Source organism: Oceanicola sp. D3 (assembly GCF_006351965.1).
Lineage (GTDB): Bacteria > Pseudomonadota > Alphaproteobacteria > Rhodobacterales > Rhodobacteraceae > Vannielia.
The window spans coordinates 867,125-878,838 of the sequence record NZ_CP040932.1; the positions used below are offsets into that span (position 1 = coordinate 867,125).

The window sequence follows — 11,714 nt, forward strand, 5'->3', positions numbered from 1 at the left end:
GGCACTGGACGCGCTGGGCGACTCGGGCCTATGATTTGTCTAGTTGTATAGATTCCTAGACAAATCGGCAAGTTGTCTCATGAGCGATGAACGCAAGGCATGGATGGGCACTCTGGCGACCGCGAAACCGGCGGCGCTGGCAGATGCGGTGGAGCGGCTCGGCGCGCTGCCCGGCTTCAACTGGCTGCGCCGCCCGGAGGTGGGCGGGGTGATGGTGCCCGGTCGGATGGGCGGCACTGGCGCGGCGTTCAACCTCGGTGAAATCACGGTGACGCGCTGTGCGCTGAAGCTGGAGAGCGGCGAGGTGGGCCACGCCTATGTGCAGGGTCGAGACACGGCCCATGCCGAGCGGGCGGCGCTTTGTGACGCGCTGATGCAAACGGGGCGGGCGGGCGATGTCAGGCGCCATGTTCTGGCCCCGCTGGCCGCGGCCCGGGCGGAGGCGCGCAAGGCGCGTGCGGCCCGGGCGGCGGCCACGAAGGTTGAATTTTTCACGCTGGTTCGGGGGGAGGACGCATGAACGCGCTGGATGGCGGATTTGTCCATGCGCCTGCCGAGGCCAGCCGCGCCTTCCGCGCCGTGCTGGAGGCGATGGCCCGGCCCGGGCGGATCGAGACCGTGGCGGGCGCACAGGCCCCGGGCCTGTCGGTGGCGGGTTCGGTGGTGGTGCTCACGCTGGTTGATGGCACGACGCCTGTGTTTTTGGCCGAGGACGTGGACAGCCCGGCGCTGCGCCAATGGCTCGCCTTCCACACCGGCGCCCCGGTGGTGGCGCGCGATGCGGCGATGTTTGCGCTGGGTGGCTGGGCGGCCCTCGCGCCGCTCGATGGCTTCGCCAAGGGCACGGCGGAGTATCCTGATCGTTCGGCCACGTTGATTGTTGAGGTCGACGAGTTGGCCAATGAGGGGGCAAGGCTCACCGGGCCGGGGATTGAAACCGAGGCCCGGCTGACCCTGCCCGACCCGGAGGCCCACCGCGCCAACCGGGCGCTGTTTCCGCTGGGGCTGGATTTTATCTTTTGCGCAGGGAGCCGCCTGGCTGGCCTGCCCCGCAGCACCCGAGTGGAGGGCTAGGGCGATGTATGTTGCGGTGAAGGGCGGCGAGCGGGCGATTGACGCGGCGCATGCGTGGCTGGCCGAGGAGCGGCGTGGCGATGTGGCGGTGCCCGAACTCAGCGTGGCGCAGATCCGTGAGCAGATGGCGCTGGCGGTGAACCGGGTGATGGCCGAGGGCTCGCTTTATGACCCGGACCTTGCTGCGCTGGCGATCAAGCAGGCGCGGGGGGATCTGATCGAGGCGATCTTCCTGATCCGCGCCTATCGCACCACCCTGCCGCGCTTTGGCTCAGCCGAGCCGGTGGAGACGGGCGAGATGGCCTGCGACCGGCGTATCAGCGCCACCTTCAAGGATGCGCCGGGCGGGCAGGTGCTGGGGCCGACCTTTGACTATACCCATCGGCTGATCGACTTTGCGCTGGCCGCCGAGGGCGAGCCGCCGGTGGCGCGGGAGGGGGAGGCCAGCGAGGCCCCGATGCCGCGCGTGACCGAGATGTTGGGCCGTGACGGGCTGATCCAGCAGGAGGCGGTAAGCGATGAGTGCCCCCCCGACCTGACCCGCGCACCGCTGGAGTTTCCGGCCGGGCGCCCGATGCGGCTTCAGGCGCTGACGCGGGGCGATGAGGGGTTTGTGCTGTCGATGGCCTATTCCACCCAGCGCGGTTACGGGCGTAACCACCCCTTTGTGGGCGAGCTGCGCATTGGTGCGGTGCCGGTGGAAATGGAGATCCCCGAGTTGGGGTTTGCGGTGGAGATCGGCGAGGTGGTGCTGACGGAGTGCGAAACGGTGAACCAGTTCACCGGCAGCAAGACTGAGCCGCCGCAATTTACCCGCGGCTACGGGCTGGTGTTTGGCCAGACCGAGCGCAAGGCGATTTCGATGGCGCTGGTGGACCGGGCACTGCGCTGGGAAGAGCTGGGAGAGGATGACCTTGGCGCACCGGCGCAGGACGAGGAATTTGTGATCGCCCACAGCGACAACATTCAAGCCACGGGCTTCTTGGAGCACATCAAGCTGCCCCATTACGTCGACTTTCAGTCTGAGTTGGAACTTGTCCGTCGGTTGCGGGCCGAGGCGCAGGCGGCGCGCCACAAGGAGGCGGCAGAATGAGCCGGGCTCACCCTTTTTTGCTGAAAAAGCTCATCACGAAGAGCGCAATGGCCAGCCCGATGCCTCCGCCGAGGATGGCAAACTGCATCGACCGAAGCCCCTCCGGATCGGCCACGGTGCCGCCCTGCGCCTTGAGGAACAGCGGCAGGCCGACGCCCACGGCGAGTGCGGCGAAGAGCGCGATGAGGGCGAAGAGGCGGAGCCGGAGGCGGGGGTTGTTGGCGGGCATAGGCTCAGACCCCGCTGCCGGTGCTGCCGCCATCTGTCAGATGGGAGGTGGTATCGAGGTTGCGGGTGTCACGATAGGTGCGGTCCTTGCGGGGCTTCAGCAGCACCACGAGGATCAGCACAAGGCCGGTACCGAACAAGGCGAGCAGGGTGATGTGAACAGGCTCCATGACGGGGATATAGCCCGCGTGGGGCAGAGCGAGCAAGGGAGGCCCTGATGAACGAGTACAACTTTGCCTATCTCGATGAAGAGACCAAGCGGATGATCCGCCGGGCGATCCTCAAGGGGGTGGCGGTGCCGGGCTATCAGGTGCCGTTCGCCAGCCGCGAAATGCCCATGCCCTATGGCTGGGGCACCGGTGGGGTGCAGGTGAGCGCGGCCTGCCTGACGCCCGAGGATTGCTTCAAGGTGATCGACCAGGGCGCGGATGACACGACGAATGCGGTGAGCATCCGCAAGTTCTTTGAGCGCACGGCGGGGGTGGGCACCACCGAGCGCACCACGGAGGCAACGGTGATCCAGACCCGCCACCGCATTCCGGAAACGCCGCTCACCGAGGGGCAGATCCTCGTCTACCAGGTGCCAATCCCCGAGCCGCTGCGCTTCCTTGAACCGCGCGAAACCGAAACCCGGCGGATGCATGCGCTGGAGGACTACGGGCTGATGCATGTGAAGCTCTACGAGGACATCGCCCGCCACGGCGAGATCGCCACCGCCTATGCCTATCCGGTGAAGGTGGAGGGCCGCTACGTGATGGACCCGTCGCCCATCCCCAAGTTCGACAACCCGAAGCTGGAGATGGCCGCGATCCAGCTTTTTGGCGCGGGCCGCGAGCAGCGCATCTATGCCATCCCGCCCTATACGCAGGTCGTCAGCCTCGACTTTGAAGATCACCCCTTCGAGGCCAGCAAGGCCCCCCATGAATGCGCCCTCTGCGGCGCGCCCGATACCTATCTTGACGAGATCATCACCGATGACGCCGGCAGCCGCATGTTCGTGTGCTCCGACACCGATTATTGCAGCGCACGTCAGGAGGCCGCAGCATGACCTGTTCCATTTTCTTGCTGCACATATTCCCGGGGGGGGCGCCACTTTGGCGCCACTGGTTCGAGCCCAGTGGCGACGGTGGCTGGCCCCCCATTCCGACGCTCGCCACCAGAAGGACCGCCAGACCATGACCCCCCTTCTCGCCGTCCGCGACATTCGCAAGACCTATGGTGCGCGCATCGGCTGCACCGATGTCAGCTTTGATCTGTATCCCGGCGAAGTCATGGGGATCGTTGGAGAATCCGGCTCTGGTAAATCCACGCTGCTCTCCTGCCTCGCCGGGCATCTGACGCCCGATACAGGCTCCGTCACCTTTGACACCCGCGCTGAAGGCCCGCTTGACACGGTGCGGATGAGCGAGCCTGAGCGGCGCATGCTCTCGCGCACCGATTGGGCCTTTGTGCATCAGAACCCGCGCGACGGGCTGCGCATGAGCGTGAGCGCGGGCGGCAATGTGGGCGAGCGGCTGATGGCGGTTGGCGCGCGGCATTACGGTGAAATTCGCGAGACGGCGGCTGATTGGCTGGGGCGCGTGGAGATCACCGAAGACCGGATAGACGACCGCCCGCGTGCCTTCTCTGGCGGCATGCAGCAGCGCCTCCAGATCGCCCGCAACCTCGTCACCGGCCCGCGCCTCGTGTTCATGGATGAGCCGACGGGCGGGCTGGATGTGAGCGTACAGGCGCGGTTGCTCGACCTGTTGCGCGGGCTCGTGCGTGAAATGGGGCTTTCGGCGCTGATCGTCACCCATGATCTCGCCGTTGTGCGCCTTTTGGCCCACCGCCTGATGGTGATGAAATCGGGCCGGGTGGTGGAAAGCGGCTTGACGGATCAGGTGCTGGATGATCCGCAGCACCCCTACACCCAGCTGCTTGTCAGCTCAGTTTTGCAGGTGTGACATGATTGAAATCAGGAACGTTTCCAAGAGCTTCACCCTGCACAATCAGGGCGGCGCGAGCATTGAGGTGATGCGGGGGGCCTCGCTTTCGGTCGCGCCGGGCGAATGCGTGGCGCTGACCGGGCAGTCGGGGGCGGGCAAGTCCACGCTGATGCGGATGATCTGGGGCAATTACCTTGCGGCTTCGGGCTCGATCCGGGTGGGCCGCACCGATGTGGCGCGGGCCGAGCCGCGTGAGATCCTTGCGCTACGGCGAGAGACGCTTGGATATGTCAGCCAGTTCCTGCGCGTTGTGCCCCGGGTGCCCACCCGCGAGGTGGTGGCCGAGCCGTTGCTGGCACTGGGGCGTCCGGGCGATGAGGCCCTGAAGAGGGCCGAAGAGCTGCTGACCCGGCTTAACATTCCGCGCACGCTTTGGGGGCTGTCGCCCACCACCTTCTCGGGCGGAGAGCAGCAGCGGGTGAATATTGCGCGCGGCTTTGCCCACGGGTTTCCGGCGCTTTTGCTGGATGAGCCGACCGCCTCGCTCGATGCCACCAACCGCGAGGTGGTGCTGACCCTGATCGAGGAGGCCAAGGCGCGGGGCGCGGCGATCGTGGGGATCTTCCACGATGAGGAGGCGCGCGACCGGGTTTGCGACCGGGTGGTTGACGTGACCGGCTTTACCCCGGCGAGGGTGGCATGAGCGGGCGCATCTTTGCCGTTGTCGGCCCATCCGGTGCGGGCAAGGATACGCTGATGGCGGCGGCCCAAGCTGCTCGCCCGGGCATTCATCTTGTGCGCCGTGTCGTCACCCGGGCGGTGGGGGCGGGCGAGGATCACCGACCCGTCAGTGAAGACAGTTTTCGCCAGCTTCGCGCCGAGGGGGGCTTTGCGCTGAGCTGGTCGGCCCACGGCCTCTCTTACGGCATCCCGCGCGCGGCAGCAGAGCGCGTGGCGCAGGGTGATTGCGTGTTGTTCAACGGCTCCCGCGCCATGCTGGAGGCCGCTACCGCTGCTTTTCCGGGCCTGCGCGTGCTCCACATTACGGCCAGTGAGGCCACGCTGCGCGCCCGGCTCATGGCCCGTGGCCGCGAGACCATCGCCCAGATCGAGGCGCGGCTGGCGCGCGCCGATCTGCCACTTCCCGCCGGGCTCGATGTGACGACCATCGACAATTCCGGCCCGCTGGAGGAGTCTGTTGCCAAGCTCCTCACCGCGCTCGACTTCAAGGAGACAACCCCGTGATGGATATGCCCGCCCCTGCAGACACCGTGCTTACAAACGCCCGCCTCGTGCTGGATGGCGAGGTGGTGGAGGGGCATGTGCGGATGCAGGGTGCCGAGATTGTCGATGTGGCTGCCGGCCCGGTGCGGGGCGAGGATATGGGTGGGGATTTGCTGATCCCCGGCCTGATCGAGTTGCACACCGACAACCTTGAGCGCCACATCCAGCCCCGCCCCGGTGTGGACTGGCCCCATGACGCTGCCATCCTCGCCCATGACGGCGAATTGGCCAGCGTTGGCATAACCACGGTGTTCGACGCCATGCGCGTGGGCTCCGTGCCCAGCGAGCACGGCGGCTACGAGCCCTATGCCCGAGGGCTGGCCTCGGAGCTGATGGCGCTGCGCGGTGCGGGGGCGCTGAGGATAAGCCATTTTTTGCACCTTCGGGCCGAGGTCTGCTCGGCCACGCTGGCCGAGGAGTTGGAGGCTTTTGGCCCAGAGGATCGGGTGGGCATTGTCAGCCTGATGGATCACACGCCGGGGCAGCGGCAGTTTCGCGATATGAGCAAGCTGAAGGCCTATGTGAAGGGCAAGCGCAGCCTAACCGAAGTGCAGTGGGAGGAGCATGTGGCCAACCTCAGGGCGCTGCGTGCGGCCCATGGCGAGAAGCATGAGGCAGCCACGGTAAAAGCGGCCGGGCGATTTGGGGCGGTGCTGGCCAGCCATGACGACACCACCGAGGCTCATGTGGCGACCTCGGCGGGCTATGGCATTCGGCTGGCGGAGTTTCCGACCACGGAAGAGGCGGCGCAGGCCTGCAAGGCCCACGGCATTGCGGTGATGATGGGCGCACCCAACCTCATCCGGGGCGGCTCGCACTCCGGCAACGTGGCGGCGCAGGCGCTGGCGGAGGCCGACTTGCTTGATATCGTTTCGTCCGATTACGTGCCCTCGGCTCTGCTGACCTCTGCCTTCCGTCTTGCGCGGCTGTGGGACGATCTGCCTCGCGCCATCGCCTGTGTCACCGCCACCCCGGCACGCGCCACCGGGCTGGCCGACAGGGGCAGGATCGCGCCGGGGCTGAAGGCCGATTTGGTGCGGGTGACCATGCTGGGCGACACGCCGGTGATCCGCGCGGTCTGGAGCCACGGACGCCGCGTGGCTTGAGGCAGCCACTCAGAGGGCGGGCAGGGTGGTGCCTTGCCGGGAGAGGCCCGGGGCCAGCGGGTAGAGCGTGGCCTGAAGTGCGTGGTAGATGTCGGGCTTGCCCTTGAACTGGGTTTCGGTGGGCTGGCCCGCCGCATCGAGGCCGGGATACCAGCCGCCGCGCTCGTGGTCGATGAAATGCTCTGCCGCGAAGCTCCATAGCTTGCGATACCAGATTTCATCCTCCTCCCGGCGCTCCAGCTTGATGAGCGAGGCGAGCGCGCCGATCCCTTCTGTCACCGGCCACCAGTAGCGGTCACGCAGCAGGGGGGCGCCGCCAAGGCTGACGGTATAGTGCAGCCCGCCCGCCTCGGCCCAACCATCGGCCAGCGCCCGCTCTACCAGCTTGCGGGCGGTTTCGGGCGCGCCGCTGTCGGGGCGGCCTGCCAGATCCCAGTGTTGGAGCAGCAGGCGGGCGAATTCGAGGCTGTGGCCGGGGGTGGTGCCGGCGGGGCGGAACATCGGGTCGCCATCGTGCTCGGCGTCGACCGTCCAGTCGGTGAAGTAATGTTCGGGGATGCGATACCCGTAGGCCGGGGCCTTCAGTCCAAGGAAAAACCACAGGATGCTGCCTGCCTTTTCCAGATAGTCTTCGCGCCCCGTGGCCTCGAAGGCGGCCATCAGCGCCTCGGCTCCGTGCATGTTGGCGTTCATGCCGCGATAGGCGTCGAGAGGTTGCCAGTCTGGCCCGAAGTCGGGGCCGATCAGGCCGGGGCCATCTTCCCAGAAGTGCTGCTCAAGCACCTCGGTGGCGGCGTCGATCAGCGCGGGAGCGTCCTCGTGGCCTGCGAGATGGGCCGATGAGGCCGCGAGCAGCACAAAGACGTGGCCATAGCCCATGCGGCGGCGATCCACCGGGGTCTGCCCTTCCACGCCCCACGCCCAACCTTCACCGTCACGGTGGCCTTCGGCGAGGTAGCGCATGCCGTGCTCCACCATTTCCGCACCACCCACGCCGCAGAGCTCGGCCAGCGCATAGCTGTGGATCATGCGGGTGGTGCAATGCAGCTCTTGCAGCGGGTCGGGGCGGGGGGTGCCGTTCCATTCCAGCGTATGAAAGCCGCCTTCGGGGCGCAGGGCGGTGCGGAAGAAGGCGAACTGCTTGCGCGCGTCTTCCGCGAGCCAAGTGCGGTGCTCTGGCGTGTCGAGCCAGAAGCCGGGGGCATTTTCCGGGCCGGGGGTCATGACAGCTCGTAGAGCGAGATTTCGACGCGGGTGGCGCGGCGTCCGCCGATGCCGATGAAGAGCTGTTTGTTGACCCATGCGTAGCGCGGATCGCCGGTTTCGAGGCGGCAATGGGTGCGCATGTAATACTCCATCGGGTCGACATCCTCGCCCGCCGCGACGCGGGCCATAACCTCGGGCGGGCCGTGGCGGAGGCCGAAGTTGATGATCTCGATCACCGCGCCGTCATGGGTGCGCATGGCGTAGCGGGTATCGAGCTCGGCCAGTCCGCCTTCGAAGATGGTTTGCCAGTCGGCACCTAGGTTGAGCACCTCGCCGCTGATCCGCTCGCCGGTGACGGTGCCGCCGATGATGGGGATGATCCGGCGTTGCCCGGCGCGGCCCGGACCCATCTCGATGATGGGGTCAAGCTCGACGGTGAGGTCAAAGGCGTGGGTGAGGGGCGGGGCGTTGAAATACATCGGCGGTCTCCTGAGGTGCGAGACTAGCGGCGGAGTTGGGGGAGGGAAAGCGGGCGGGCTCATCCACGGCTTTGCCGTCTCTTCGCTCGGTGTGGCCGCCGCGAGGACGGCTCGACGGGCGGACGAGCGCGCTGGCCTACCGCGCGAGCCAGCCGCCGTCGACGTTGATGACCGCGCCGTGCAGGTAGTTTGACGCGGGCGCGGCGAGGAAGACGGCGGTATCGGCAATGTCCTCGGGCTGGCCCCAGCGGCCTGCGGGGATGCGCTCGAGGATGGCGGCGTTGCGGGCGGGATCGGCCCGGAGGGCCTCGGTGTTGGCGGTTTCGATATAGCCCGGCGCGATGGCGTTGACGTTGACGCCCTGCGCCGCCCATTCGTTGGCCATGAGCTTGGTCAGCCCGGCGACGCCGTGCTTGGAGGCGGTGTAGGAGGGTACGCGGATGCCGCCCTGAAAGCTCAGCAGCGAGGCGATGTTGATGATCTTGGCGGGCCGTTCCTCGGCGAGTGCGGCCTTGGCGAAGGACTGGCAGGTGAAGAAGAGCGCCTTCAGGTTCACGTCCATCACCGCGTCCCAATCCTCCTCGGTGAAGTCAGTTGCATCGGCGCGGCGGATGATGCCGGCGTTGTTGACCAGAATATCATAGCCCGTCCCGGTGAAGACATCACGGGCGGCCATCGGGTCGGCGAAATCGAGCCGCATCTCATCGGCGCTGCCGCCGATCATCGCGAGGGTTTCATCGCAGCCGCGCCGTCCGGCGCAGGTGACATGGGCCCCGGCGCGGGCGAGGCCAACGGCGATGGCCTGCCCGATTCCGGCATTTGCGCCTGTGACGAGCGCCTTGCGGCCTTCGAGTGAAAATCTGTCGTTCATCATATCCTCCGTCCGGGCGCACCATGGCCATGCGCCGTGTGAATGGCAACGCCGGTTGACAGTGCCGCGCAGGCCGGAAAACGTGGCGCCGAGGAGGAGCGCCATGATCATCGACGCGCATCAGCATTTCTGGCAGGTCGAGCGGGGCGACTACGGTTGGCTTGACGAGAGCGTGGCCGCGATTGCGAAGGATTACGGCCCCGAGCATCTGGCCCCCATGGCGGGCGCCTGTGGGGTGGGCGGCACGGTGCTGGTGCAGGCCGCGCCGACGGTTGAAGAAACCGAATATTTGCTGGCCTTGGCGGATGACACCCCGTTGGTGCAGGGCGTTGTTGGCTGGGTTGACCTTGAAGGCGATGTGCCCGGCCAGCTTGCCCGCATCTCTCACCCGGCGCTGAAGAGCCTGCGCCCGATGTTGCAAGATATCGAAGATACCGACTGGCTTCTGCGCCCGGCCGTGATCGAAGGGCTGCGCTATGTTGCGCGGGCTGGGCTGCGGTTTGATGCGCTGGTCACGCCGCGCCACCTGCCGATGCTGGAGCGGTTCGTGGCAGACCTGCCAGAGCTTCCGGTGGTGATCGACCATTGCGCCAAGCCGGTGTTCTCGGGCAGCGATCCGGGGGCGGAGTGGCGCGCGGGAATGGACCGGCTGGCCGCGCATGGCCACGTGTTTTGCAAACTCTCCGGGCTGGCCAATGAGTATGGGCCGGGATGGAGCGCGGAGGGCTTGCGAGAGGTGGCAGGCCATGTGTTGAAGGCCTTTGGCCCGGAGCGGGTGATGTGGGGCAGCGACTGGCCGGTGCTGGAACTGGTGGGCGATTATAAGCGCTGGTTCGAGGCGGCACAGATGCTGACGCGCGGGCTTTCGGCCCAAGAGCGGGCAGCGGTGTTTGGCGGCACGGCGCGGCGGTTTTACGGCTTGGAAGACTAGGGAGAGCAGGGATGCAAAAAATGGGTTTTGTCATCGGGATTGCGCCTGAAAATATCCCTGAATACAAACGCTTGCATGCCGAGATCTGGCCGCAGGTGGCCGAGCGGATCAAGGCCTCCAACATCACCAACTATTCGATCTTCCTGCGCGAGCCGGAAAACCTGATGTTTGGATATTGGGAATATGTCGGCAGCGATTTCGAGGCCGATATGGAGGCTATCGCTGCCGATCCGGTGACGCGGGAGTGGTGGGCCGTGTGCGGGCCGATGCAGCGCCCGCTGGAGAGCCGCGCCGAGGGCGAGTGGTGGGCCGGGATGGAGCAGGTGTTTCACCTGCCCTGAGCCGGCCCCGCGCGCTCATCCCGGGTTATACTCGCGGTTGGCCTCCGGGTCTTCGGTGGAATAGCCGAGGCCTGCCAGCTCTTCCCAAACCGCCTCGGGCACATCCCATTCGGCCCAACCGACGGTTTGCGCCACCCGCTCGGGGCTGGACACGCCGATAACGGTGGAGGTGATGCGCGGGTCGCGCAGCGAGAATTGGAGCGCCACCGCCCCGACCGGCACCTGATGGCGGGCGCAGACCTCTTCAATCGCGCGGACGGGGGCGAGCGCCTCGTCATCGGCCTTCTGGTAGGTGATTTGCGGCATCACGGTGGAGCCCTTTGCCAGCACCCCGCCGGCGTAGGGCGCGGCGTTGAGCACCGTCATGCCCGCCTCATGCGCCCAGCTGAACATCTCGTCGGCGGCGCGGTTGAGCAGGGTGTAGCGGTTGTGGTTGAGGATCACGTCGAAGGGGCGCTCCTTGACCAGCGGGAACATCATATCGAGCCGGCCCATCGCGAGACCGACCTTGTCGGCGATGCCCTCCTCCTTCAGCTTGAAGAGTTCGTCGAGCGCGCCGCCGGGGCCGCGGATTTCTTCGAGGTCGCGGGCGTGCTCGGGGTCGTGCAGGTGCAGCAGGTCGACCCGGTCGACGCCCATCGCTGTCAGGCTCTCTTCAACCGACTGACGAACGCGGGCGGCGTCGAAGCGGCCTGTCTCCATGTCACGGTCGAGCTTGGTGGCGAGCACGAAGCCCTCGGGCAGGCCGCCGCGTTCGGCGATGGCCGCGCCGATCCGCTCTTCGGAGCGCCCGAAGCCGTAGTTGCGCGAGCTGTCGAGGAAGTTGCAGGGCCCGTCGAAGATGGCACGGAACGTGGCCCGCGCCCTCTCTTCGCTGACCTCGTAGCCATAGGTGCCGGGCATGTCGCCCAGGGCCGAGGTGCCAAAGCAGATCGAGCTTACCTTGGGGCCATCTTTACCGAGTGTTGCGTGCTGCATCGCGTCCTCCTTTGCGTTGCCGCCAACCTAGACGAGCGTCGCTCCGGCTGACAGGGGCAGACAACCCATTGTTGAGAAGAAATGAAAATTTCCCTTCCCACGCGCGGGTTGTCAGGTATCAATGTGGAGGCAAGCAGCCCTGCGGGACCGGCTCTTGAGGAGGAGGCCGCCCGCGCCACGAGGCTGGTGCAACGG

The 11,714-nt window shown here is 66.7% G+C and carries 16 protein-coding genes; 10 read left to right on the forward strand and 6 right to left on the reverse strand.

The window, feature by feature from the left end; all coding sequences use genetic code 11:
- Nucleotides 1–79 precede the first annotated feature (79 nt).
- The 3 genes from phnG to FHY55_RS04550 are packed head-to-tail and all read left to right on the forward strand — an operon-like array spanning nt 80 to nt 2,167.
- Entirely contained in the window at nt 80–520 is a 441-nt protein-coding gene (gene phnG / locus FHY55_RS04540) for a phosphonate C-P lyase system protein PhnG (protein ID WP_140013054.1), read from the forward strand.
- Nucleotides 517–1,074, forward strand: coding sequence for a phosphonate C-P lyase system protein PhnH (gene phnH / locus FHY55_RS04545; RefSeq protein ID WP_140013055.1), 558 nt, complete (start codon nt 517–519; stop codon nt 1,072–1,074). The genes phnG and phnH overlap by 4 nt, the downstream gene beginning before the upstream one ends.
- Before the next feature lie 4 nt (nt 1,075–1,078).
- Nucleotides 1,079–2,167 (forward strand): carbon-phosphorus lyase complex subunit PhnI, encoded by a 1,089-nt coding sequence (locus tag FHY55_RS04550; protein ID WP_140013056.1) that lies wholly within the window; start codon nt 1,079–1,081, stop codon nt 2,165–2,167.
- Between the two features lie 7 nt (nt 2,168–2,174).
- Here FHY55_RS04550 and FHY55_RS04555 read toward each other — a convergent pair whose 3' ends face one another.
- Together FHY55_RS04555 and FHY55_RS20430 are read right to left on the reverse strand one after the other, a co-directional pair.
- Nucleotides 2,175–2,396: a hypothetical protein gene (locus FHY55_RS04555; RefSeq protein WP_140013057.1), complete on the reverse strand. Its 222-nt coding sequence runs from the start codon at nt 2,394–2,396 to the stop codon at nt 2,175–2,177.
- A 4-nt stretch (nt 2,397–2,400) separates the two neighbouring features.
- On the reverse strand, nt 2,401–2,565 hold the full coding sequence (locus FHY55_RS20430; RefSeq protein WP_168222929.1) for a hypothetical protein: 165 nt from the start codon (nt 2,563–2,565) through the stop codon (nt 2,401–2,403).
- Between the two features lie 47 nt (nt 2,566–2,612).
- Here FHY55_RS20430 and FHY55_RS04560 point away from each other — a divergent pair, with 47 nt between their 5' ends.
- The 5 genes from FHY55_RS04560 (at nt 2,613) to FHY55_RS04580 (ending at nt 6,713) form a co-directional block, all read left to right on the forward strand.
- On the forward strand, nt 2,613–3,443 hold the full coding sequence (locus tag FHY55_RS04560) for an alpha-D-ribose 1-methylphosphonate 5-phosphate C-P-lyase PhnJ (protein WP_140013058.1): 831 nt from the start codon (nt 2,613–2,615) through the stop codon (nt 3,441–3,443).
- Nucleotides 3,444–3,570: 127 nt separating this feature from the next.
- Nucleotides 3,571–4,341, forward strand: coding sequence for a phosphonate C-P lyase system protein PhnK (gene phnK / locus FHY55_RS04565; RefSeq protein ID WP_140013059.1), 771 nt, complete (start codon nt 3,571–3,573; stop codon nt 4,339–4,341).
- 1 nt (nt 4,342) lies between these two features.
- Complete coding sequence (phnL, locus tag FHY55_RS04570; protein ID WP_140013060.1) at nt 4,343–5,026, forward strand: phosphonate C-P lyase system protein PhnL; 684 nt, start codon at nt 4,343–4,345, stop codon at nt 5,024–5,026.
- A complete protein-coding gene (phnN, locus tag FHY55_RS04575) occupies nt 5,023–5,568 on the forward strand; it encodes a phosphonate metabolism protein/1,5-bisphosphokinase (PRPP-forming) PhnN (protein ID WP_140013061.1) in 546 nt (181 codons plus the stop codon). The genes phnL and phnN overlap by 4 nt, the downstream gene beginning before the upstream one ends.
- Nucleotides 5,568–6,713 carry an alpha-D-ribose 1-methylphosphonate 5-triphosphate diphosphatase gene (locus tag FHY55_RS04580; protein ID WP_254695416.1) on the forward strand — a complete coding sequence of 382 codons (1,146 nt, stop codon included), beginning with the start codon at nt 5,568–5,570 and terminating at the stop codon, nt 6,711–6,713. Before phnN ends, FHY55_RS04580 begins: the two co-directional genes overlap by 1 nt.
- Before the next feature lie 9 nt (nt 6,714–6,722).
- On the opposite strand, the gene FHY55_RS04585 is transcribed toward FHY55_RS04580, so the two are convergent.
- The 3 genes from FHY55_RS04585 to kduD all read right to left on the reverse strand — a co-directional run bounded on the left by FHY55_RS04585 (nt 6,723) and on the right by kduD (nt 9,269).
- The gene (locus FHY55_RS04585; RefSeq protein ID WP_140013062.1) at nt 6,723–7,937 is read right to left on the reverse strand and encodes an AGE family epimerase/isomerase; all 1,215 of its coding nucleotides are present in this window, start codon (nt 7,935–7,937) and stop codon (nt 6,723–6,725) included.
- The gene (locus FHY55_RS04590) at nt 7,934–8,398 is read right to left on the reverse strand and encodes a DUF3237 domain-containing protein (protein ID WP_140013063.1); all 465 of its coding nucleotides are present in this window, start codon (nt 8,396–8,398) and stop codon (nt 7,934–7,936) included. The genes FHY55_RS04585 and FHY55_RS04590 overlap by 4 nt, the downstream gene beginning before the upstream one ends.
- A gap of 136 nt (nt 8,399–8,534) precedes the next feature.
- Nucleotides 8,535–9,269 (reverse strand): 2-dehydro-3-deoxy-D-gluconate 5-dehydrogenase KduD, encoded by a 735-nt coding sequence (kduD, locus tag FHY55_RS04595; RefSeq protein ID WP_168222930.1) that lies wholly within the window; start codon nt 9,267–9,269, stop codon nt 8,535–8,537.
- Between the two features lie 103 nt (nt 9,270–9,372).
- Between kduD and FHY55_RS04600 the strand changes: the two genes are divergently transcribed.
- Together FHY55_RS04600 and FHY55_RS04605 are read left to right on the forward strand one after the other, a co-directional pair.
- The gene (locus tag FHY55_RS04600) at nt 9,373–10,200 is read left to right on the forward strand and encodes an amidohydrolase (RefSeq protein WP_140013064.1); all 828 of its coding nucleotides are present in this window, start codon (nt 9,373–9,375) and stop codon (nt 10,198–10,200) included.
- A gap of 11 nt (nt 10,201–10,211) precedes the next feature.
- Nucleotides 10,212–10,541 carry an L-rhamnose mutarotase gene (locus FHY55_RS04605; RefSeq protein ID WP_140013065.1) on the forward strand — a complete coding sequence of 110 codons (330 nt, stop codon included), beginning with the start codon at nt 10,212–10,214 and terminating at the stop codon, nt 10,539–10,541.
- Nucleotides 10,542–10,556: 15 nt separating this feature from the next.
- Here FHY55_RS04605 and FHY55_RS04610 read toward each other — a convergent pair whose 3' ends face one another.
- Entirely contained in the window at nt 10,557–11,519 is a 963-nt protein-coding gene (locus tag FHY55_RS04610) for an aldo/keto reductase (protein ID WP_140013066.1), read from the reverse strand.
- Nucleotides 11,520–11,714: the final 195 nt, after the last annotated feature.